Origin of the sequence: Lentzea sp. NBC_00516, from assembly GCF_036346835.1 — a bacterium.
Taxonomy (GTDB): Bacteria; Actinomycetota; Actinomycetes; order Mycobacteriales; family Pseudonocardiaceae; genus Lentzea; species Lentzea sokolovensis.
Map to the genome: position 1 here is coordinate 4189377 of NZ_CP107840.1, position 21216 is coordinate 4210592.

The 21216-nt window shown below is 68.1% G+C and carries 19 protein-coding genes; 12 read left to right on the forward strand and 7 right to left on the reverse strand.

Features of this window, described 5'->3' with window-relative positions; all coding sequences use genetic code 11:
* The first annotated feature begins 36 nt into the window (after window positions 1–36).
* Together OG205_RS18610 and OG205_RS18615 are read left to right on the forward strand one after the other, a co-directional pair.
* Complete coding sequence (locus tag OG205_RS18610) at window positions 37–528, forward strand: RNA polymerase sigma factor (RefSeq protein WP_330277494.1); 492 nt, start codon at window positions 37–39, stop codon at window positions 526–528.
* Window positions 521–1369: a hypothetical protein gene (locus tag OG205_RS18615; protein WP_330277495.1), complete on the forward strand. Its 849-nt coding sequence runs from the start codon at window positions 521–523 to the stop codon at window positions 1367–1369. The genes OG205_RS18610 and OG205_RS18615 overlap by 8 nt, the downstream gene beginning before the upstream one ends.
* On the opposite strand, the gene OG205_RS18620 is transcribed toward OG205_RS18615, so the two are convergent.
* Window positions 1354–2679, reverse strand: coding sequence for a serine/threonine-protein kinase (locus tag OG205_RS18620; protein WP_330277496.1), 1326 nt, complete (start codon window positions 2677–2679; stop codon window positions 1354–1356). The genes OG205_RS18615 and OG205_RS18620 overlap by 16 nt on opposite strands.
* Before the next feature lie 69 nt (window positions 2680–2748).
* Between OG205_RS18620 and OG205_RS18625 the strand changes: the two genes are divergently transcribed.
* From OG205_RS18625 to OG205_RS18635, 3 genes are all read left to right on the forward strand, one after another.
* Window positions 2749–3705, forward strand: a complete 957-nt coding sequence (locus OG205_RS18625; RefSeq protein ID WP_330277497.1) for a magnesium transporter CorA family protein — start codon at window positions 2749–2751, stop codon at window positions 3703–3705.
* Window positions 3706–3709: 4 nt separating this feature from the next.
* Entirely contained in the window at window positions 3710–4477 is a 768-nt protein-coding gene (locus tag OG205_RS18630) for an enoyl-CoA hydratase/isomerase family protein (RefSeq protein WP_330277498.1), read from the forward strand.
* A gap of 271 nt (window positions 4478–4748) precedes the next feature.
* Window positions 4749–5849 carry a hypothetical protein gene (locus OG205_RS18635; RefSeq protein WP_330277499.1) on the forward strand — a complete coding sequence of 367 codons (1101 nt, stop codon included), beginning with the start codon at window positions 4749–4751 and terminating at the stop codon, window positions 5847–5849.
* 60 nt (window positions 5850–5909) lie between these two features.
* Here OG205_RS18635 and OG205_RS18640 read toward each other — a convergent pair whose 3' ends face one another.
* Window positions 5910–6224 carry a hypothetical protein gene (locus OG205_RS18640; protein WP_330277500.1) on the reverse strand — a complete coding sequence of 105 codons (315 nt, stop codon included), beginning with the start codon at window positions 6222–6224 and terminating at the stop codon, window positions 5910–5912.
* Window positions 6225–6280: 56 nt separating this feature from the next.
* On the reverse strand, window positions 6281–6736 hold the full coding sequence (locus tag OG205_RS18645) for an SLATT domain-containing protein (protein WP_330277501.1): 456 nt from the start codon (window positions 6734–6736) through the stop codon (window positions 6281–6283).
* Between the two features lie 34 nt (window positions 6737–6770).
* On the opposite strand from OG205_RS18645, the gene OG205_RS18650 reads away from it, so the two are divergent.
* A complete protein-coding gene (locus OG205_RS18650) occupies window positions 6771–7499 on the forward strand; it encodes a PIG-L deacetylase family protein (protein WP_319973317.1) in 729 nt (242 codons plus the stop codon).
* Between the two features lie 274 nt (window positions 7500–7773).
* On the opposite strand, the gene OG205_RS18655 is transcribed toward OG205_RS18650, so the two are convergent.
* Window positions 7774–9069, reverse strand: coding sequence for a UDP-glucose dehydrogenase family protein (locus OG205_RS18655; RefSeq protein ID WP_330277502.1), 1296 nt, complete (start codon window positions 9067–9069; stop codon window positions 7774–7776).
* On the reverse strand, window positions 9069–10400 hold the full coding sequence (locus OG205_RS18660; protein ID WP_330277503.1) for a glycosyltransferase family 4 protein: 1332 nt from the start codon (window positions 10398–10400) through the stop codon (window positions 9069–9071). Before OG205_RS18660 ends, OG205_RS18655 begins: the two co-directional genes overlap by 1 nt.
* Before the next feature lie 111 nt (window positions 10401–10511).
* Between OG205_RS18660 and OG205_RS18665 the strand changes: the two genes are divergently transcribed.
* From OG205_RS18665 to OG205_RS18675, 3 genes are read left to right on the forward strand one after another with little or no spacing between them, the layout of a single operon-like run.
* Window positions 10512–12512: a glycosyltransferase gene (locus OG205_RS18665; RefSeq protein ID WP_330277504.1), complete on the forward strand. Its 2001-nt coding sequence runs from the start codon at window positions 10512–10514 to the stop codon at window positions 12510–12512.
* A gap of 1 nt (window position 12513) precedes the next feature.
* Window positions 12514–14337: an asparagine synthase (glutamine-hydrolyzing) gene (gene asnB / locus OG205_RS18670; RefSeq protein ID WP_330277505.1), complete on the forward strand. Its 1824-nt coding sequence runs from the start codon at window positions 12514–12516 to the stop codon at window positions 14335–14337.
* 47 nt (window positions 14338–14384) lie between these two features.
* Entirely contained in the window at window positions 14385–15611 is a 1227-nt protein-coding gene (locus OG205_RS18675; RefSeq protein WP_330277506.1) for an MFS transporter, read from the forward strand.
* On the opposite strand, the gene OG205_RS18680 is transcribed toward OG205_RS18675, so the two are convergent.
* Window positions 15583–16428 carry a glycosyltransferase gene (locus OG205_RS18680; protein ID WP_330277507.1) on the reverse strand — a complete coding sequence of 282 codons (846 nt, stop codon included), beginning with the start codon at window positions 16426–16428 and terminating at the stop codon, window positions 15583–15585. The two genes, OG205_RS18675 and OG205_RS18680, sit on opposite strands and share 29 nt — an antisense overlap.
* A 109-nt stretch (window positions 16429–16537) precedes the next feature.
* Here OG205_RS18680 and OG205_RS18685 point away from each other — a divergent pair, with 109 nt between their 5' ends.
* Genes OG205_RS18685 through OG205_RS18695 form a run of 3 tightly spaced genes read left to right on the forward strand, consistent with a single transcriptional unit; the run spans window position 16538 to window position 20192 of the window.
* Complete coding sequence (locus OG205_RS18685; protein WP_330277508.1) at window positions 16538–17563, forward strand: glycosyltransferase; 1026 nt, start codon at window positions 16538–16540, stop codon at window positions 17561–17563.
* Entirely contained in the window at window positions 17560–19002 is a 1443-nt protein-coding gene (locus OG205_RS18690; protein ID WP_330277509.1) for a lipopolysaccharide biosynthesis protein, read from the forward strand. Before OG205_RS18685 ends, OG205_RS18690 begins: the two co-directional genes overlap by 4 nt.
* Entirely contained in the window at window positions 18999–20192 is a 1194-nt protein-coding gene (locus tag OG205_RS18695; RefSeq protein WP_330277510.1) for a rhamnosyltransferase WsaF family glycosyltransferase, read from the forward strand. The genes OG205_RS18690 and OG205_RS18695 overlap by 4 nt, the downstream gene beginning before the upstream one ends.
* On the opposite strand, the gene OG205_RS18700 is transcribed toward OG205_RS18695, so the two are convergent.
* On the reverse strand, window positions 20185–21150 hold the full coding sequence (locus OG205_RS18700) for a hypothetical protein (RefSeq protein WP_330277511.1): 966 nt from the start codon (window positions 21148–21150) through the stop codon (window positions 20185–20187). The two genes, OG205_RS18695 and OG205_RS18700, sit on opposite strands and share 8 nt — an antisense overlap.
* Window positions 21151–21216: the final 66 nt, after the last annotated feature.

The window sequence follows — 21216 nt, forward strand, 5'->3', positions numbered from 1 at the left end:
CAACACTGGTACCGCGAGAAGCCAACTGGGGGCGTGATGTTCGCGGAGCTGTTCGACGAGCACGCCCATCCGCTGCACCGATATCTGGCGCGGCGGGTGGGCGTCGACGTGGCTGACGACCTGGTCAGCGAGACGTTCCTCGCCGCCATGCGCGGTGCGGAGGGCTACGACCCGGAGAGGGGCAGCGTCGTCGGCTGGCTGTACGGCATCGCCACGAACCTGTTGCGCGGCCACGCCAAACGCGAGACCCGCCTGTTGCGCACCGCCGAACGGTACGGCGTCGACCTGAGTGTGGCCGAGTCGCTGGAGCACACGGTGGTCACCCGCATCGACTCTCGTGCGCACCTGCGCCGCATCGCCCGCGAGCTGGGCCGGATGTCCCAGCCCGATCGCGACCTGGTGCTGCTCGTGTCGCTGGCCGGCCTGTCCGTGCAGGAGGCGGCGGAAGCCCTCGACCTCAACCCCGGCACCGCCCGGTCCCGTCTGCACCGCCTGCGCGCCAAGCTGAAGGAAGTGGAACATGCGTGACGTGCTGGACGACGACCTCGCCGAGCTGTACGCGGTGCGGGGCGGCGACGACGTGCGGCTGGCCCGGTTGCGCGAGCAGTTGTTCGCCGAGAAGCCGCGGCCCCGTTCACGGCGCTGGGTCGGCATCGCGGCCGCGTCCGTCGCGGTGGTGCTGATCACCGGGCTCGTGGTGATGCTCAGGCCGGCCTCGCGGGACGCGCCCGCGACCATGCCGGTGAAACCCGCGACCTCGTTGCCGGAGGCCGCGGCGCTGCTGGAGGTGGCGGAGCAGCCGACGACCAAGTACCGGCACATCAGGTACACGCTCTGGAAGGTGACCTACGGCGGGCAGGAGTACGGGAGCACGGACGTCCAGTTCCAGTACGACGTGTGGCTGCCCACCGCCAAGGACGAGTCGGTCACGATCTTCCGCAGGTACACCGGTGAAGTCCGCGCGATCGACGGCCGGCAACCACCTCTCGACCGCCTCGTCCCGGACGGGGACCGGGGTCCCGTGCTGTGGTCCACCTTCTGCATGGCGACCCCGTGCCAGGAGGAGAGCCTCGCGCTGCCCGCGGGCACGACCCCTGCCCAGAAGCTGCGCGACGCGTCGTTCGCGCTGATGTCCCCGTACACCACCGACGCGGAGCGAGCGGCGCTCTACCGGCGGCTCGCCGAGACTCCCGAGATCCGCTTCGACAACGGGAAGGTGTCGGTGGAAGGCAGCGCGACCGAGTTCACCATCGACCCCACGACCGGCCGGGTCGTCGGCGCGGAGAACCCCGTGAACATCTCCAACCGAGGCAATGGCAACGCGTCCGTCAAGGTCACCTACGAGTGGACCGATCAGCGTCCGTCGTAGCTGCGCGGCAGGTACCAGGCCAGCGCGGCGCGCAGCTCGGCGACGTCGCGCTCGCGCCGCCGCCTGGTGCGCTCGTGGGCGATCGGGAACACCCGCACGCCGCCGTGGTGCGCGCCGAAGAAGCGGCGCGGTGCCGGGTCCTTCAGCCAGACGACGACCCACGGCCGTTTCTTGTGCGGCACCACGCGCACCCGTGCGAGCTCGTACCACCAGTACTGGTGGAACTTGCCGTTGCGCGTGGTGGCGATGCCCTCGCGGCTGATCTCGATGACGACCTTGCGACGGGCGGCGGCGCTGAAGTACCGCACCGCGCGCACGACGAGCACGCAGAACGCGGCCAGCGCCAGCAGCTGCGTGGCGCCGTTGGCCTGCGCGGCCGGATCGGCGATCGCGGCCGCGAGCAGCGCCACCGCGAGGTTCAGGCCGCCCCACAACATCGGTACGAACCGCGACGTCGAGAACGTCGCCGCGGCGGGCGTCATCGGCGCGGGGAGCTTGCTGGTCGGTGCCTTGGGCGTGACGACCTGACTGAGCAGGCGCGTCACCTCGGCCGGGTCGGGACGCTTGGCCGGGTCGCGGTGCATGCACTTCTGCACCAGCGGCCGCAACGGCTTGGGCACGCCATCGATGTCAGGTTCACCGTGCGCGGCCTTGTAGAGCAACGTGGCCGTCGGGCCCTCACCGAACGGACCCTTGCCCGTCGCCGCGTAGACCAGCACGGCGCCGAGGGCGAACACGTCGCTCGGTGAAGCGACGTCCTGGCCGGTGATCTGCTCGGGCGACAGGAAGCCGGGCGTGCCGAAGACCATGCCGGTCTCGGTCAGCGCGGTGTGCTCCATCGCGCGGGAGATGCCGAAGTCGATGACGCGGGGCCCGTCGGCGCCCAGCAGCACGTTGGACGGCTTGAGGTCGCGGTGGACCAGGCCGGCCCGGTGGATCGCGGTGAGCGCCTCGGCCAGACCTTCCGCGAGGCGTCTCAAATGGTGCTCCGGCAACGGACCGTGCCGTTCGATGGCTTCCTGGAGCGTCGGGCCGGGCACGTACTCCGTGGCCATCCACGGCCGGGGCGCGCGCGTGTCGGCGTCCACGACCGCCGCCGTGCCGGCGCTGCCGACCGCTCGGGCCATCTGGACCTCGCGGCGGAACCGCTCGCGGAAGCGCGGGTCGTCGGCCAGCTCGGCGCGGGCGACCTTGACCGCCACCTGGCGTCCGTCGCTGCCTTGTCCCAGGTAGACCGTTCCCATGGCACCACGACCAAGCCTGCCCAAGAGCAGGTAGTCCCCAATGCGCTGTGGTTGGTCCACCTTCACCGGATCGAGGGTAGCGGGAACTCGGGCCGAAACCTCACATCTGAGTAGATCTACGTATCGTTGTCGCCCATGGGCAAGACCCGCTTGTACCGCAACGGCGAACTCGTGGACAGGGACTTCCCGGTCTCCGAGATCGCGGAGCACGTCAAAGATCACTCCGCGGTCGTGTGGTTCGACCTCTGCGCGCCGTCTCAGGACGAGATAGGTCTGCTGCGCGACGAACTGGGACTGCACGAGCTCGCGATCGAGGACGCGTTCACCGAGCGGCAACGCCCGAAGGTCGACCGCTACCCCGCCCACCTGTTCATGAGCGTCTACGCGGTCCAGTACGTCGACCACGAGATCAAGGCGTGCGAAGTCGACTTGTTCGTGGGCAAGAACGTGCTCGTGACGGTGCGCGAGAGCGAGGACTACGACCTCGCCGGGGTGGAGCGCAGATGGGACAGCGCGCCGACGCTGGCCTCGTCGGGCGTCGGGTTCCTGCTGCACGGCCTGCTCGACGACGTCGTGGACGGCCACTACGCGGCGGCCCAGAAGCTCGACGACGACATCGAGGCGCTGGAAGACCGCATCTACGAGGAGAAGCCGCACGTCGGGCGCAGGGCGCTGCAGCTGCGGCGCGCCCTGGTGCAGCTGCGGCGGGTCGCGTTGCCGATGCGGGAGGTGCTGGGGTCGCTGCTGCACCGCGAGCACGAACTCGTGGACGACGCGATGATGCCGTACTACCTGGACGTGAAGGACCACACGCTGTTCACCGCGGAGCTGACCGAGTCGATGCGGGAGCTCGTCACGAACCTGCGCGAGGCCGAGGTGGCGGTGCAGGGCAACCGCCTCAACTCGATCATGAAGAAGGTCACCAGCTGGGCCGCGATCATCGCCGTGCCCACGGCGATCTCGGGCTATTACGGCATGAACGTCCCTTACCCCGGTTTTGAGCAGAAATGGGGCTTTTGGGTGTCCACGCTGGGTATCTTCGGCCTCTCCTACCTCCTGTACCTGATGTTCAAGCGCCGCGATTGGTTGTGAGCCTGTGAAGATCCACCTGACCCGCCGTGACGAGCTCGCGATCATCACGATCGACGCGCCGCCGCTCAACCTGTACTCGCTCGACCTCGACGCCGAGTTCCACGAGGCCCTGGACGAGCTGGGTGACGCGCGGGCGTTGCTGGTCAACGCCACGGGCCGGGTCGTGTCGGGCGGTGTCGACGTGTCGCTGTTCGCCGCGCAGGAGTACCGCGACGAGGCGCAGCAGCTGTTCGACCGCATGCTGCTCCTGCCGCAACGCCTCGCCGCACTGCCGATCCCGACCGTCTTCGCCGCGCACGCCCTGTGCCTGACCTGGGCTTTCGAGCTGGCGGTGGCGTGCGACCTGATCCTGGCCTCCGAGAAGGCCCGGTTCGGGCTGGTCGAGAAGGTCGTGGGCCTGACTCCGACGATGGGCGGCACGCAGCGTTTGGCCGCACGGGCGGGCGTGGGTCGTGCGAAGGAGTTCGTGATGACCGGCGACCTTTACGACGCGGCCACGCTGGAACGGTGGAATGTCGTCAACCGGGTGTTCCCCGACGAAGGTTTCGCATTGGCCGCGGAGCAGTTCGCACTGAGTCTCGCGGCCGGTCCGACGCAGGCACATTTTGCGACCAAACAGGTGCTCGCGCATTTCGAGAACGGTGGCGTCCCGGAGGCCGACGCCCACGTCACGACGATCGCTTCGGCGCTGTTCGAAACCGAGGACCTGCCACGCGCTGTGCACAGCTTCCTCACGGACGGTCCCGGTCGCGCGACATTTACGGGTCGCTGATCTCACACATCAAAGAATCATATGGCTCGGTGATAAAACCGTGATCTACCTGCTCACACGGATGGAGCATTCCCCACCAGGCGGAAGATGATGTTGCGCCGCAACGAGATCCGCTTGACTCCTCCGGTTCTGCCGTGCAGTGTGCTGACCGTTCAACGGCCCCGTACGAAACTTCGTCGCACGAGTTTTGTACAAATTCCGCAACGGCCGACGACACAATCAGCGAGTTCACGGTCCCCCGTCGTGAGCGCGCGTGGAGGTAGAACCAGCCGTGAGACTGAGATTGGCCGTACTGCTGACCGGTGGTGTCATCGTGCTGGCCGCCTGTTCCCCGACCAAGGCGGCCCAGCCGACACCCGTGGCGGAAAGCAGCAGCGCCACCTCGACCAGCACGCCCAGCAGTTCCTCCGCGGCCCCGAGCAGCAGTTCGGCGGCCCCCAGCTCGACGACGAAGTCCGCGACCAACGGACCCGTGAAGCCCCCGGCGAACTCCCCCGCCCCCGCCGGCTCCCCTGGCTGGAAGCTCACCCAGGCCAACACCGGCCTCGCCGCCCACGGTCTGAACTGCGACTCGCTGCCGCTCTACACCGGTCCCGGCGCCCCCGCCGCGGGCACCGTGATCTCCGGCAAGCGCGTCGAACAGGCCCTCACGCTGTTCGCGGGCAACATCACCGTCGAGAAGTCCTGCATCCGCCCGAAGAACCTCGGCGAGACCGCTCCGCTGATCACCACGAACGGCCCGTGCGGCAGCAACTCCTGCCAGGTCACCGGCGCCCCCGTGACCATCCGCGACTCGAACATCGACGGCTCCGCCCTGTCGGCCAAGACCATCGCGGGCTCCTGCGCGTTCCTCGGCGTCGGCACCCTGCAGCGCAACTACATCAGCGGCATGGGCTCCGGCATCTGCTTCTACAACACCGGCAGCTCCCTGAGCGGCCTCGCCGAGGGCAACTACGTCCGCGGCCTGCGCTCGGACGGCGAGTCCCACAACGACGGCGCCACCGTCCGCGACTTCCCGCTCGACAAGAACGCGGGCCGCACCCTGACGTTCCGCAACAACCGCATCGACTGCTCGACCGGCAACGACACCGGCGCGCTGTTCATCCAGACCTACGGCGGCGACATCGACAACGTCACCGTCGAGGGCAACCTCCTGGAAGGCGGCGGCTACCAGCTCGGCCTGGAGTCGGGCTTCGACAACCTCTACGGCCGCAACATGAAGTCCATCAACAACCGCTTCAGCGGCACCGGATGGGGCGCGGCCTACGTGAGCCAGAAGGGCGCCTCGTACAAGTGGGCGGTGTGGCAGGACAACTTCCTGCACGACGCCAACGCTCCGGACGCCAAGGGCAAGCCCGCGGGCACGCCGTAGTCCCGTGACCGCCTTCGCCGCCGAGCCCCCGCCGGCGGCGCAGGCGGCGCGTGGGCTCGGTCAGGCGGTGCCGGAACGGCGCTCGGCCTCGGCGAGGCGTTCCTCGAGGGCCCGGATGCGGTCGTAGAGATCGACCAGGGTCACGCCGTCGGCCACCACGCCGGGGCGCTGCCAGTGCCTGCGCACGAAGTCCTCCCGGCTCTCCTGCGGCGACTGCTGGAACCCGGAAAAAGGCGAAGCACCGGGTGCCGTGTCCGACGTGCGTGTGCCCAGCGCGCCGAACAAGGACTTCTGCAGCTTCATCACGGCCATCCCGCCGAGCACGATCACCACGAGAGCGGTGAGGGGTATCAGCAAACCCCAAGCGTCCGACATGAGAACCCCCTGATCCTGGAACAGCGGAGATCGACTCTACCGGCCGCGGCACCCGCTCAGCCGTTGTCGCGGAACTTCAGCCAGCGCCCGCTGAGCGAGTCCCAGATCTCCTGGTACCGCTCGAACATCTCCCGCACCCGCTCGGGATCCACGTCCGCGGCCGGAGTGGACGCCACGTAGTAGGCGAGATCGTCCTCCAGCCGGTGGAACTTGTAGCTGGCCTCCTCCATCAGCACCCACAGCGAACGCCACGCGAAGAACGGCTCCAAAGCGGACACCACGGTCACGACCGCCACCAGTGAGAACGCCGTTCCCGTCCAGGGGTCGAGGTTCTGCAGGCCGAGGATGATCGTCGACACCGCCGAAAGCACCAAAGTGGTCAGTCGGACGGTTACGGACTTCCACCTGAACCGCTGCTTGCGGGAACGCGCGTACGCGTGCCCGCGTTCGATCTGCCCGAGCAGGTGCTGTGCGAGTTCGTGCGGCTTCAGGCCGGACGGCAAGTCGGTCACCGGCAAGACAATAGTTTCGAGGTAACTTCCCCGCGTGCAGTTCGATGGACCGAGAACCTTGCTGGCCGTCCACGCTCACCCCGACGACGAGTCGCGGTCGACCGGAGGAATCCTGGCCCACTACGCCCGTCAGGGTGTCCGGATCGTCCTCGTCACCTGTACCAGCGGCGAGCTGGGTGACATGCCCGGTGGCGTCAAGCCCGGCGAGCTGAACCACCACCCTCAGGCCGTGGCGGCGCGCAGACGGGCGCAGCTCAACGCGGCGTGCGATGTGCTCGGCATCACAGACCTGGAACTGTTGGGATATCACGACTCCGGCGAGACCGGTGAGGTGCCGCCCGGCGCGTTCTGCTCGATCCCCGTCGAGACGGCGGCGGGGCGGGTGGCCGCGCTGATCGAGCACTTCCGGCCGCAGGTGGTCGTCACGCACGACCACCACAATCCACACCAGCACCGTGACCACGTCCACGCCGCGCGCGTCGCGCAGCACGCGGTCAAGGAGACCGGCATTCCGGCGAAGCTGTACCTGGAAGCGCACGACAGCCTTGCCACGACCACGGTCGACACGTCCGCGGTCGCCGACGTGAAGCGCAAGGCGTTGTACTGCTACGAGAGCCAGTCGCTCATCGGGAAGTTGACGGCGCAACAACGGTTCGCGGCCGAGTCGTACATCCGCGCGATCGACACGACCGGCGCGCCGCTGCCGGAGACCGATCTCTTCGCCGGCATCACGCACCACGGGCCGGATCTGCCTCGCTGGTGAGCTAAGGGGCGTTCGCCGAGGCGAACGCCCCTTGAAGCCGCTACAGCGGGAGCGCGGACAGCAGGCCGCTCGCGAGCTCGCTCACCTGAGCCAGCAGGCCAGAAGCCTGGTGCACGATTCCGTTGACCATGTCCATGAGTCCAGCCACGGCGAGAACCTCCCGGCAAGTCCCGGCGGGCGAATCCCACCGGGTGTTGCCGGGAATCAAAGCGCTAGCACGACAAGGCCGCGCGCCCAGTCACACCATTGAGCTAAATGGACAGTCTCAAGTGGACTAGCGACGACCCAGTGACGTGCAGCTCAGGCCCGCACGACGAAGAACGTCCGGGTCCAGGAGGTTCCGCGTGTCGACGACGACGGGCTGCCGCACGGTCTCGGCCAGGCGAGCCCAGTCCAACGACCTGAACTCCGGCCACTCGGTCAGCACGACAAGAGCGTCGACGTCCTTCGCCGCCTGGTACGGATCGTCCACGACGGACACCGGACCGAGGTCCGTGCCGCCGGTCAGAGCCGGGTCGTAGCCGACGAGATCGGCGCCCGCCTGCTTCAGCAACGCCGCCACGGCCAGCGCCGGGGAGTCGCGCAGGTCGTCCGTGCCGGCCTTGAACGTCAGGCCCAGCAGGCCCAGGCGCACGTGCGACAGCGAGCCGCCGCGCTTGCCCGTGACGGCCAGGCGGACCTTCTCGACCATCCGCTGACGCTGGCGCTCGTTGGTGTCGATCGTGGCGCGCAGCAGCCGGAACTCGAAGTCGGCGGCGTCCGCGACCTGGAGCATCGCGTGCGTGTCCTTGGGCAGGCACGAGCCACCCCAGCCGGGGCCGGGGTTGAGGAACGCCTGGCCGATGCGCTTGTCGTAACCCATGCCCTCGGTGACGTCGGTGATGTTCGCGCCGAGCCGCTCGCACAGTTCCGCGACCGCGTTGACGTACGAGAGCTTCATCGCCAGGAAGCAGTTCGCCGCGTACTTGACCATCTCGGCCGAGGCCGCGTCGGTCAGCACCGTGGGCGCGCCAAGGCGTGCGTAAAGCGCCGCCACGCGCTCGGCCGCGTCCTGCTGGTCGCAGCCGACGACGATGCGGTCGGGGTTCAGGAAGTCGTGCACGGCCGAGCCCTCGCGCAGGAACTCGGGGTTCGAGACGACGGCGACGTCGTCGCGGCGCAGCAGTTCGGCGGTGCGGATCGAGGTCCCGACCGGCACCGTGGACTTGTTGACGATCACAGTTCCGGACGGCAGCAGGTCGCGCGTCTCGTCCACAACGGACTCGACCGCGGCCAGGTCCGCGATGCCGCCGACACCCATGGGCGTGGGCACGCACAGGAACACGACCTCGGCGTCGGCCACCGCGGCCGACGCACCAAGAACGAACGACAGGCGACCGGAGGCCAGACCTTCGGCGACCAGCTCGGCGAGACGCGGTTCGAGGATGTCGACCTCACCCCGCGAGAGGCGCTCGACCTTGCCCGCGTCGACGTCCGCGCACACCACGCGGTGGCCCAGCGAGGCGAGACAGGCACCGGTGGTCAGACCGACGTAGCCGGTGCCGACGACAGCGATCCTTCTGACGAACATCATTCTCCCGTTCGGGTCACGGCGAACGCGCGGAGCACGGCGTCGTCGCTCACGTCGATCATCTTGTTGCCCCACTGGTCGGTGCCGGCGCCGAGTTCGGGCCTGCCGTCGGGGAACGGGCCGCGCGAGGCGAAGCCGGTGAGCCCGTCGAACACGGCCACGTAGTTCTCCGCCTGCGGGCGCCAGTCGAGCACGGCCTCACAGCGGCGACGGCCCTCGAAGCCGAGGCGCGCACGGCGTTCCGCGTCGTCGAGCAGGTCGAGCAGCGACGTCGTGAACGCCTCGACGTCACCCGGTTCGACCAGCACGGCGCATTCGCCGGCGGACACCACGGTCTCCTGCAACCGGTACGTGACGACCGGCAGCGCGTAGGCCATGTACTCCATGGTCTTGTTCATAGTGGACACGTCGTTCAAAGGCGACAACGGATCCGGGCCCAGTCCGACGGAGGAAGTCGACAGGTAACGGGTGATCTGTTCGGGCCCGACCCGTCCGGTGAACTCCACGTACGGATCGAGTCCCCAGGCCGTGGCCTGCTTCTTCAGGTCTTCGAGGCAGTCTCCGAAGCCCAGCAGCGCGAACCTGACATCGGTGCGCCCGCGGTCGAAAACAACTCTCCGTGCGACTTCCAGGACGCCGTCGACGCCGTCCTGCGGTCCCATGATTCCGAGATACGCCACCAGGTGTTTGCCGCCGCGTCGGAGTTCGTCCACGCCCTCGACAGGCCGCATCACGGTGGTGTCCGGGCCGGAGCGCACGACGGTGGTGTGCTCGGGCGCAACGTTGCCCCGCGTCCACGCGATCTTCTGGTACGAGGTGTTGGTCGACGTCACCCGGTCGGCCGTGCGGAACGTCCGGCGCTCCAGCCACTTCAGGATCCGGTACTGCAGCTTGCCCGCGAACCCCTTGGGCTCACCGAAACGAGACAGGAACACCTCGGGGTTGAGGTCGTGGTGGTCGAAGACGAACTTCACGCCACCGAGCCGCCACAGCAGCGCCAACGCCCAGTACGTGTCCGGCGGGTTGCACGCCTGCATGACGTGGAACCGCCTGCGGGCACGCACCTTCACGCTCAGCAACGCCGTGCGCACCCAGCAGTACAGGAACTCCCACGCATAGCCCAGCGCGCCTTCCGCCTGGGGCGGCGGAGCGTACTTGTACAGGTGCACTCCGTCGAGAAGTTGGTAGGCGGGGTCACCCGGACCCTTGGGGCAGATCACCGAAACCTCGTACCCGGCGGCGGTCAGGGCACGGCATTCCAGCCACACCCGCCGGTCCAGCGGCACGGGGAGGTTCTGCACGATGATCAACACGTGAGGCGATGACGTCACGCTCTGGTTCTCGTTTCAGAGGGCAAAACGGTTACACATGGCGCGAATCTCGTAACGGAGGTTGCAAAGCACTCGATGTAGCGCGAAGAGGCCCCAAAGCGAGGAGCGGTTGTGGAACGGTCACCTGTCGCGGTGGTCATCGTCACGTACCAGAGCGAACAGGTCATCGAGGGATGCCTGAACTCGTTGCCCGACGGTGTGAAGGTGATCGTCGTCGACAACGCTTCCACCGACGGCACTGTGTCCTCCGCCACTCGGCCAGGCGTGCAAATCGTGCGAAACCCTGTGAATGCGGGATTCGCGGCCGGTGTGAATTCGGGCATCAAAGCCGCCGAGGGTTACGACGTTCTCGTCCTGAACGCCGACATCCGGTTGCACCCCGGAGCCGTGGAGACACTCCGCGCCGCCGACAGGCCGATCGTCGTGCCGCGGCTGGTGGACGATTCCGGTGAGCTGTCCCACTCGCTGCGCCGCAAGCCGCGCGCCGCCGGAGCGTTCGCGGAGGCCCTCATCGGTGGCGGCCGCGCCGGGCGGATCGGCCTGGGCGAGACGGTCACCGACGACAAGGCCTACCAGGGCGCGCACGCCGCCGACTGGGCGACGGGCTGCGCGTGGCTGATCAAACGGGAAGTCATCGAGCGACGCGGCCTTTTGGACGAACGCTACTTCCTCTATTCGGAGGAGACCGACTACATGCTGCGCGCCGGTGGCGTCTGGTTCGAGCCGCGCGCCACGGCCACGCACATCGGCGGCGAGGTCTCCACGAACGCCCGCCTGTGGTCGATGCTCACCCAGAACAAGGTCCGGCTGCACCGTGAGCTGCACGGCAAGTTCGCAGCACTCTTCATGTGGCTCGCCATGGTCGTGAACGAAGGGCTTCGCGCACGTTCACCGAAGCACCGCACCGCGTTGAAGGGGCTTTTCAGCATGCGCCGCTGGCCGGAGGAAGTGGCCTCCGAGGGCCCGAGCTACCTGTGCTTCTCGGCGCAGGACTGGTGGTACCACAACCGCGCCCACTCGGACTTCCAGTTGCTGCGCCGCGTCGCGAAGCACCGCAAGGTGTTGCTGGTCAACAGCATCGGCCTGCGGATGCCGTCGCCCGGCAAGAGCACGCAGTTCCTGCGCCGGATCTTCCGCAAGGCCAAGAGCGTCGCGATGCTGGTGCGTCAGCCGATCCCGGAGACGCCGAACTTCTACGTGATGACGCCCGCTCCCCTGCCGTTCTACGGCAAGCCGTGGTTGCGCAAGCTGAACTCGGTACTCGTCCGCACGCAGGTGAAAGCGGTCTGCTTCTTCCTCAGGATGGGCACGCCCGTCGTGGTCGCCACGATCCCGACCGCGTGGGACGTCGTGAAGCCCATGAAGACCAAGGGCCTGGTGTTCAACCGCTCGGACCGCCACTCGGCGTTCCCCGAGGCCGACCAGGGCACCATCGCCGGGCTGGAGAACCAGCTGCTGTCCAATTCGGACTCCGTGCTCTACGTGTCGCGCGCCCTCCAAGAAGAGGAATCCGCGCTGACCGGCAACCGGGCGCACTTCCTCGACCACGGCGTGGATGTCGACCACTTCACCCGCCGCACCGAACTGCCCGCGGACATCGCGAGCATCTCCGGCCCGCGCATCGGCTTCTTCGGCAGCCTCGACGACTACCTCGTCGACTTCGACCTGATCGAGAAGGTCGCGCAGGAGTTCCCCGACGCGTCGGTCGTGCTGATCGGCGACGCGACCTGCTCGATGGAGCGCTACGACAGGTACCCCAACGTGCACTGGCTGGACTTCCGGTCCTACGACCAGATTCCCGGCTACGGCTCGGGCTTCGACGTGGCGCTGATGCCGTGGCTGGACAACGACTGGATCAAGCACGCGAACCCGATCAAGATGAAGGAGTACCTGGCCCTGGGCCTGGCCGTCGTCTCGACGGACTTCCCCGAGGTCGAGCGGTACGGCGACGTCATCCGGATCGCCCAGGGCGAGGCCGACTTCATCGACCAGATCCGGCTCACGCTCAAGGACGGCGGCCTGAAGACCCCGGCCGAACGACGTGCGGCCGTGCTGACCTCCTCCTGGGACTCCCGTGCCCGCGAGCTCATGCAGATCGCGGAGGACCGCTGACATGTGCGGTATCGCAGGCATCAGACGGTTCGACGGCGCTCCCGTCTCCCGTGAGCTGCTCGCCGAGATGGCGAAGCGGCTGCACCACCGCGGTCCCGACGACAGCGGTTTCTGGTCCGACGGCTCGATCGGCTTCGCGCACACCCGGTTGTCGATCATCGACCTGGCCGGGTCGCCGCAGCCGATGGCGGGCGCGTCCGGCACCACGCAGATCGCGTTCAACGGCGAGATCCTCAACTACCGGCAGCTGCGCGAAACCCTGAGCTACCCGTTCCGCACGAACGGCGACACCGAGGTACTGCTGGCGCTGTACGAACAGCACGGGCCGACCGCGGTCGCCAAGCTGCGCGGCCAGTTCGCCTACGCGATCCACGACGCCCACACCGGCGAGACGCACCTGTTCCGCGACCGGCTCGGCATCCTGCCGCTGTACTACTACGCGGACTCGAAGATGTTCGCGTTCGCGTCCGAGATCAAGGCGCTGCTGCCGGCGATCGGCGCGGCCGAGGTCGACCACGAGTCGCTGCACGACTACCTGGCGCACCGGTCCGTCCCAGCGCCCCACACGCTCGTCAGAGGCGTCCACAAGGTGCCGCAGGGCCACCACCTGGTCGTCACCGCGAAGGGCGAGGTACGGACCGAGGCGTACTGGGAGCTGCCGCGCGAGTCGGAGATCAGGCAGGTCACGCCAGAAGAGGCGGTGCGCCTCGTCGACGAGGCGCTGACCGCGTCTGTGCGCGACGCTCTGGTCGCGGACGTGCCGGTCGGCGCCTACCTGTCCGGCGGCGTGGATTCCTCGCTCATCACGGCTCTGGTGGCGCGGGAACGGGGCGACGCGGAGCTGCACACGTTCTCCGCGGGCTTCGGCGACCCGCGCGTGGACGAGATCCACCACGCCGAGAAGGTCGCCCGCCTCGTCGGCAGCCGCCACCACAACGTCATCGTCACGGCCGACGACTTCCGCGACAGCTGGGCGAAGCTCTCCTGGCACCGCGACGCGCCGCTGTCCGAACCCGCCGACGTGGCCGTGTTCCGCCTGGCCGAGCTGGCCCGCAGGGACGTGAAGGTCGTGCTGTCCGGCGAGGGCAGCGACGAGCTGTTCGGCGGCTACCCCAAGTACCGCTTCGCCCAGGCCACCCGCCTCGCCGGTGCCGCGCCCTCGTTCGCTCTACGACGCCTGGAGAAGGCCCTGCCCGCCTCCAAGGCACGGCTGGGCATCGCTCTGCGCGCCATCGCGGAGCCCTCCTACGCCGAACGCATGCGCGGCTGGTTCGCGCCCTTCACGGTGTCCGAACGGGCAGCGTTGCTGGGCGGTCCCGCCACCCGCTCCGTGCTGGCGCCGTACGAGAACGGGCGCGGGGACGCGTTGCGGCGCATGCTCTACGCCGACTCGCACACCTGGCTCGCGGACAACCTCCTCGAACGCGGCGACCGCATGTCGATGGCCGCCTCGCTGGAGCTCAGACCTCCCTTCCTGGACCACCGCGTCGCCGAGCTGGCGTTCTCGCTGCCCAGCAACGTGAAGGTGCGCGGCGGCACGACCAAGTGGGTCGTGAAGGAGGTGGCGCGCCAGCACCTGCCGGCCGACATCGTCGACCGGCCGAAGTCGGGCTTCAAGGTGCCTCTCGACGCCTGGTTCCGCGACGGCCTGCGCGACATGGCCTATGACCTGCTGACCGGGCCCACGTCGTTCGTGGGCAAGACCTTCGACCGAGCCGCGGTGCGCTCACTGCTCGACGACCACGATTCCGGTGACCGCAACGAGCAGCCGCGCATCTGGACGCTGCTGTCTCTCGAGGTGTGGCACCAAACGCTCAGCTGGTAGGACGGTCAATGAACAGGGATTTCGTTTCCGGGGCAGGTGGGTGACCCGTGTACGTCGCCTCCTCCCGTCCGTCCAAGACGGACTTCCGCAAGCGGTTGCCGGGCACGGTGTTCGCGCTCGGCACGGTCAGCCTGCTGACCGACGTCTCCGCCGAGATGATCACCGCGTTCCTGCCGGTGTACCTGCTCTTCACGCTGCACCTGGGCTACGCGCAGTTCGGCCTGCTCGACGGCATCTACACCGGCGCCACGGCCCTGCTGCGGCTCGTCGGTGGCAGCGTCTCGGACAAGTTCCGCAGGCCCAAGGCCGTCGCCGCGGCCGGTTACGGGCTCTCGGCGCTCACCAAGGTCTTCTTCCCCCTGGTCGGCGCCTCCCCGTTCGGCATCGGCGCCCTGATGGCGGCGGACCGGGCGGGCAAGGGCATCCGGACCGCCCCACGTGACGCGATGATCTCCCTGGCCACGCCGGAGGACCGGCTCGGAGCCGCGTTCGGCGTGCACCGCAGCATGGACACGTTCGGCGCGCTCCTGGGCCCGCTCATCACGTTCCTGCTGCTCACGCAGATCGGGATGGTGCCGGGGCCGATCTTCGCGGTGTCCGCGGCGTTCGCGGTCATCGGCCTGATCGTGCTCGTCTCGTTCGTGCGGGAGAAGCCGGCCAAGGAGAAGCCGAAGGGTCCGCGCCCCTCGTTCCGGGCTGGGCTCAACCTGCTCACCGACAAGCAGTTCCGCCGCACGACCATCTCCGCCGGGATGCTCGGGCTCGCGACGGTGTCGGACGCGTTCGTCTACGTCCTGGTGCAGAAGGCCACGAACATCTCGCTCGGCTACCTGCCGCTGCTGCCGCTCGGCACGGCCGTCGTCTTCCTCGCCGCCGCCGCGCCGCTCGGCAAGCTGTCGGACAAGGTGGGGCGCTGGCGGATGTTCCTCACCGGCCACGGGCTGCTGCTCGGCGTGTACGCGCTGCTGTTCATCCCCGAGGGCGGCATGGGAGTCGCGATCGCGGCGCTCCTGCTGCACGGCCTGTTCTACGCGGCCACGGACGGCGTGCTGTCGGCCAAGGTGAGCGAGTCGGCGCCGGAGTCGCTGCGCGCTTCAGGCCTCTCAGTCGTGCAGACCGGCCAGGCGCTCGGGCGTCTCGTTTCGTCTGTCGCGTTCGGACTGCTGCTGCAGTTCTCCAGCTTCGGGACGAGCATCACGGTAGCGCTGGCAGCACTGACCGTGACGCTCATCGCGGCTTACGGCATTAACCGCGAGACGCCAGCTTCTGTTTGATCTTCTCGAAGCCACCCTTGCCCAGGACCTTCATGGCCGCGTTCTTCGCGGCCACGCGCCCGGAGTCGCGCATGAACCGGACTGGTTGATCCACCAGCCGGTCCTGTGCCACGGCGAGCGAGCCCGGCGCCGCCACGTCGTCCAGCGAGTCCCCGAACGACGCCTTGTACGGCTCGGGCGAGACCAGCCGGCCGCGTGTGCGGTTCGACACGTTGCCGCCGTGCACGACCTGCAGCCAGCCCGGCGCCCCGTCCAATTCCACGACGGGGAAGTGCAGGTGCATGTGGTTGTGCCAGTGTGCCCAGCACGTGACCGGCTCGTCCCAGGACTCCCGCACCGAGACGAACGCGTTGTGCCGGTCGACCCGGTGGTACAGGCCGCCAGGAGACTTGATCAGGCCGTTGACCAGGTAGTACGCGGCCGTCGTGGTGGGGCGGGGTGCGGCGCAGAGGCGTTCCACGAAGTCGACGGCGAGGCCGTCGTCGTTGTCGAGGTTCGTGGTGATGAGCTCGTCGCCGACCTGACCGTAAAGCGACCGGATGTCCGATCGGAGCTCTTCCCGCGACACTTCCGGACGGTAAACGGGCGTGTACGCGTCACCGTGTGAGGCGATTTTGTCCTTGAGCCATTGCGGTGATTCGGGGTCGAAATAGATGAGCCAACGCGTCCGTTCGTCCGTCTGAGCGAGCACCGATGGCAGGCAGTAGCGCTCGAACAGCGCAACGCGTTCGGTCAGCCATCCTTCTTTTGCCCGGACGTAACTTTCGGCCCCCTTCGAAGGCAGGTTGAAGCGCGTCAGGATGACGTGGTCGGCCATGACTCCCCTTACTCCGGTCATCCCTACATCGCCTGATGGGCCCAAAACGTTGCGGGGCTAACGAATGCGAACCCACACCGATAGTGAGGTTGTGCCAACGCTTCCCACAGTGGACGTCGTGATCCCCTGTTACAACTACGCCCACTTCCTACCGGCCTGCGTCCGAAGCGTCCTCGACCAGCCTGGCGTGGACGTCCGAGTGCTTGTGATCGACGACACGTCGTCGGACAACACGCCTGAGGTGATGGCCGAACTGATGGCCGCGGACAAGCGCGTCGAGGGCTACCGGCACGAGGTGAACAAGGGGCACATCGCCACCTACAACGAGGGCCTGCTGGACTGGGCGAGCGCCGACTACACGGTGCTGCTGTCCGCGGACGACCTGCTGGCGCCGGGAGCACTCCAGCGTGCCGCCGAGGTCTTCGAGCAGAACCCCGAAGTGGGCATGGTCTACGGCCGCGTCGTCTACTACAGCGACCACGACGCGTTGCCGAGGGTCACTCAGCTTCCGACGAGTTCCAAGGTCTGGCGCGGCGACGACTGGATCGAGAACCGCTTCCGCAGCAGCCGCAACGTGATCTCCTCGCCGGAGGTCGTGGTGCGCACCAAGATCCAGCAGAAGGTCGGCGGCTACCGCTCGGACCTCCCCCACGCGGGTGATCTGGAGATGTGGCTGCGCATCGCCGCGGTGTCCGACATCGGGTACGTCAGCGGCAGGCCGGGCGCGTACTACCGGGTACACGAGAACTCGATGATGCGCACGACGTTCAAGTCGGTGTTCGCCGACCTGGAGCAGCGCCGGGACGTGTTCGACCTGGTGCTGGAGCAGAACCCGAGTCTGCCCGCGCGACTGAAGACACTGGCGCACAAGGCGATCGCGAGCGACGCGCTGTGGCGCGCGGTCCGGCTCCACGACCGCGACCAGCTCGACGGCACCGAGCAGGAACTCCTCGACTTCGCCCGCGAGACCTACTCGCGGCTGGAGGAGTTGCCGGAGTACAAGGCACTCCTGCGGCGCAAGAAGTTCAGCCCGCGTTTCCTGAGCCGTACCCAGTTGTTCCTCGCACCCCACGCCGTCAAGCGCGCGAAGCTGTGGATCGGCACGCAGCGCTGGAAGTGGCGGGGCGAGTGGTGAGCACGGACACCGGCCGGCTCGAAGGCAAGGTCTCCTCGGCGATCCGCTGGAGCGCCATCAACTCACTCCTGCAACGACTCGCCGCGGTCGGCATCAGCATCCTGCTCGCGCGCCTGATCGCGCCCGAGCAGTTCGGTGTCTTCGCGGTCGCCCTGGTCGTGCTCAACATCGTGCTGAGCGTGTCCGAACTCGGCGTCAGCGCGGCCCTGGTCCGCCACAACGGCCCGATCGACGAGATGGCGCCGACGGTCACGACGCTTTCGCTCGCGTCCGGCACGCTGCTGGCGTTGATCTGCGCGGTCGGCGCGCCCTGGTTCTCCAACGCCATGGACGCGCCGGAGGCCGCCGGGGTCATCCAGCTCATGTCGATCGCCCTGATCGTCGCGGGCGCGACCGCCGTACCCGGCGCGATGATGCAGCGGAACTTCCGGCAGGACCACAAGTTCTACGCCGACACCGCCGCGTTCGTGGCGGGCACGGCCGTCGCGGTCGTGCTGGCGCTCATGGGCTTCGGCGCGTGGAGCCTCGCGTGGCAGCGGATCGCGCAGAACGTCTCCGCCGCGATCATCATGTTCTGGCTCACCAAGGAGAGGTTCCGGCCCGGCTGGAATCGGGTGCAGGCCAAGGAACTGCTCGCGTTCGGCCTGCCGCTGGCCGGATCGAGCCTGCTGATCTTCGGCGTGATGAACGTCGACTACATCGTCGCCGGCGCGATGCTCGGCACCGTCCAGCTCGGCTTCTACCTGCTGGCGTTCAACCTCGCGAGCTGGCCGGTGGCGGCGTTCAGCGCCCCGGTCAGAAGCGTGTCGCTGGCCGCGTTCTCGAAGGTCCGCGAGGATCCCGAACTGTTCCAGAAGGCGTTCGGACGTGCTCTAGGTCTGCTGGCGCTCGTCACGGTGCCCGCGTGCGTGCTCCTGGCCGCCCTGGCCGAGCCGCTCATCCGCGTCGTCTACGGCGAGCGCTGGTCCCCCGCGGCGACGGCACTGGCGTTGCTGGTGCTGCTCGGCGCGGTCAGGGTCGCCCTCGAACTCGGCTACGACTTCCTCGCCTCGGCCGGCCGGTCGCGAGCGATCCTCGTGATCCACGTGGTCTGGCTCGTCGCGCTGGTGCCGTTGCTGGCGCTGGGCGCGCACCTCGACGGCATCCGGGGCGTCGCGGCGGCCCACGTGATCGTCGCCGTCCTGATCATCACGCCCGCGTACCTGGTCACGTTCAAGCCCTACGGCATCCGCGCCGGCGCGCTCGGCACCAGACTGCTGCGGCCGTTCCTCGGCGGTGTGCTGATGGTCGCGGTCGTGCTCGTGGTCCGGAACATGATCGACAACGAGGTGCTGCAGATCCTCGTCGGCGGCGCGCTGTCCTGCCTCGCCTACGTGCTCGTGGTGTTCCCGATGAGACACGAGATCCTTGCGGTGCTGAAGAAGAGGGCCGACGCGTGAGGCGACTGAGGCAGGTCACGAAGATCGTCCGCGAGCAGGGCGCGAAACAGCTCGGCGTCCGCCTGCTCACCGCCGCGACCCGCAGACTCGGCGCCGAGGGCGAAGACCTGCCGGTGCGCCTCGAAGACGTCCGCAAGGCCGACGTCGAGCAGCGCAAGCCCGTGGTGATCCCGCCGATCCCGCCGGACGGCAAGCTCACGATCAACTGGGTCACCACTCCCCCGTCCAAGGGATCCGGCGGCCACACCACGATGTTCCGGCTCATCCGGCACCTGGAGTCGCTCGGGCACGAGTGCAGGCTCTACCTGTACGACACGTTCGGCAACACGGTCGCCGACCTCGAACCCGGTGTCAGGCAAGCGTTCCCGTTCTTCCGGGGCTCGATCCACGACGTGACGGACGGCATGGCGGACGCGCACGCGGTCTTCTCGACGGCGTGGATCACCGCGTACCCGGCGTTCAACGATCCCTGCGCGGGCAAGAGGTTCTACCTCGTGCAGGACTACGAACCGTGGTTCTACCCGTCCGGCGGCCTCTACGCGCTGGCGGAGAACACGTACCGGATGGGCATGCACGGCTTCACGGCCGGAAGGTTCCTCGCCGACAAGCTCCTCGACGAGCACGGCATGCCGGCCGACCACTTCGACTTCGGCTGCGACGCCGACAGGTACAGGCTCGGCGACGACAAGCGCGACGGCATCGTCTTCTACGCCCGGCGCAAGGCACCGCGCAGGGCGTTCGAACTCGGCGTGCTCGCTCTGGAGGTGTTCGCCGAGAAGCACCCGGACCTCAAGATCCACGTCTACGGCGAGAAGATCGGGCAGCTCGGGCCGCAGTTCCACGACCACGGCCTGGTCACGCCCGACGACCTCAACGCCATCTACAACCGGTGCTTCGCCGGGTTGTCGCTGTCGATGACCAACGTGTCCCTCGTGCCGCACGAGATGCTCGCGGCCGGATGCGTCCCCGTGGTGAACGACGCGCACTTCAACCGCGTAGTCCTGGACAACGACCACGTCCGGTACGCGACACCCACCCCGCACTCACTGGCGCGTGCTTTGTCCGAAGTGGTCACATCGCCGGACTTCGACGCGGTCGCCCGTGCGGCCGCGTCCAGTGTGGAGGGACGTTCTTGGGATGCGGCAGGACATGAGCTGGAAAAGGTGCTCCGCCGCGAACTCGCTACATGACAGGAGACGGCGAGGTGGCTTCAGGAATCAGCACCCGCGCGTCCTGCGAACCGTCGGCGGGCACCACGTGAACGGCGGGCAGCTTGGCGTCCTTGGGCACCGCGGCGAACGCGAGCTCCGTCTCGGTGAGCCACGTCGCCTGGTCGTCGACGCCGGCCGTGCCGGGCAGCCGCTTCTCCGTGTTCGTGGCGAGGTCGAGCACCGCGAGGTCCCACGGCCCGAGTCGGCCGATGCGCTTCTTGTACGCGACCTTCGTGCCGTCCGGCGACAGCGACGGGCATTCCGCGTCGCGGCGCAACGACGTCACGGACTTGCTCGCCAGATCGCCCTTCACCAGCCAGGTGAAACCACCGCTGGCGAGAGTCGCGTAGAAGGTCCTGTCATCGGAACCGACCGTCAGGCCCCAGTAGTTGGCGTCACTCGCGGTGAGCAGAGCACCCTCCACAGTGGCGGCGAAGTGTTCGAGCGACTCGACGGTCTCGCCGGTGCGCACGTCGAAGTAGCCGGTGCGGGTCGAGAAGCCACCGGGAACCGAGTACGAGTCGCCGGTGACGAAACTCGTCCAGGACACCACGTTCCCGGACTGCGACACCTTCGCGCGGCTCGGGATGCCCGGCAGCGGAACCGTCTTGATCGGCTTTCCGCCGCGGCTCACCTCGGCCGCGTAGGTCGGGCCGGGACCGGAGAGCTTCAGGCACACGCTGGTGCCGCCGGCGGCGTAAAACCGCTGGCAGGCGAGTTCTGTCTGGGTACGGGCGCCGCCGTCGGCGAGCTTCTCGACACGGTTCTGGCCTCCGGCGAGATCGACGAAGAGAAGATCGCCGACCTTGGCCTGCGTCACCTGTTCGGTGCCGCCCGACTGCTTCGCGTCGGTGGCCGCCGTGACGACGTAAGCCGTTGTCCCGCCGATGACCACGAGAATGGCCGCGACGGTCACGGTCAGACGTCCTGCACGCATGCTGCCTCCTGGTTTCCACCTGTTCATCGCCGTACAGCTACGGCCTGTAACAGTTGGCAGCTCACC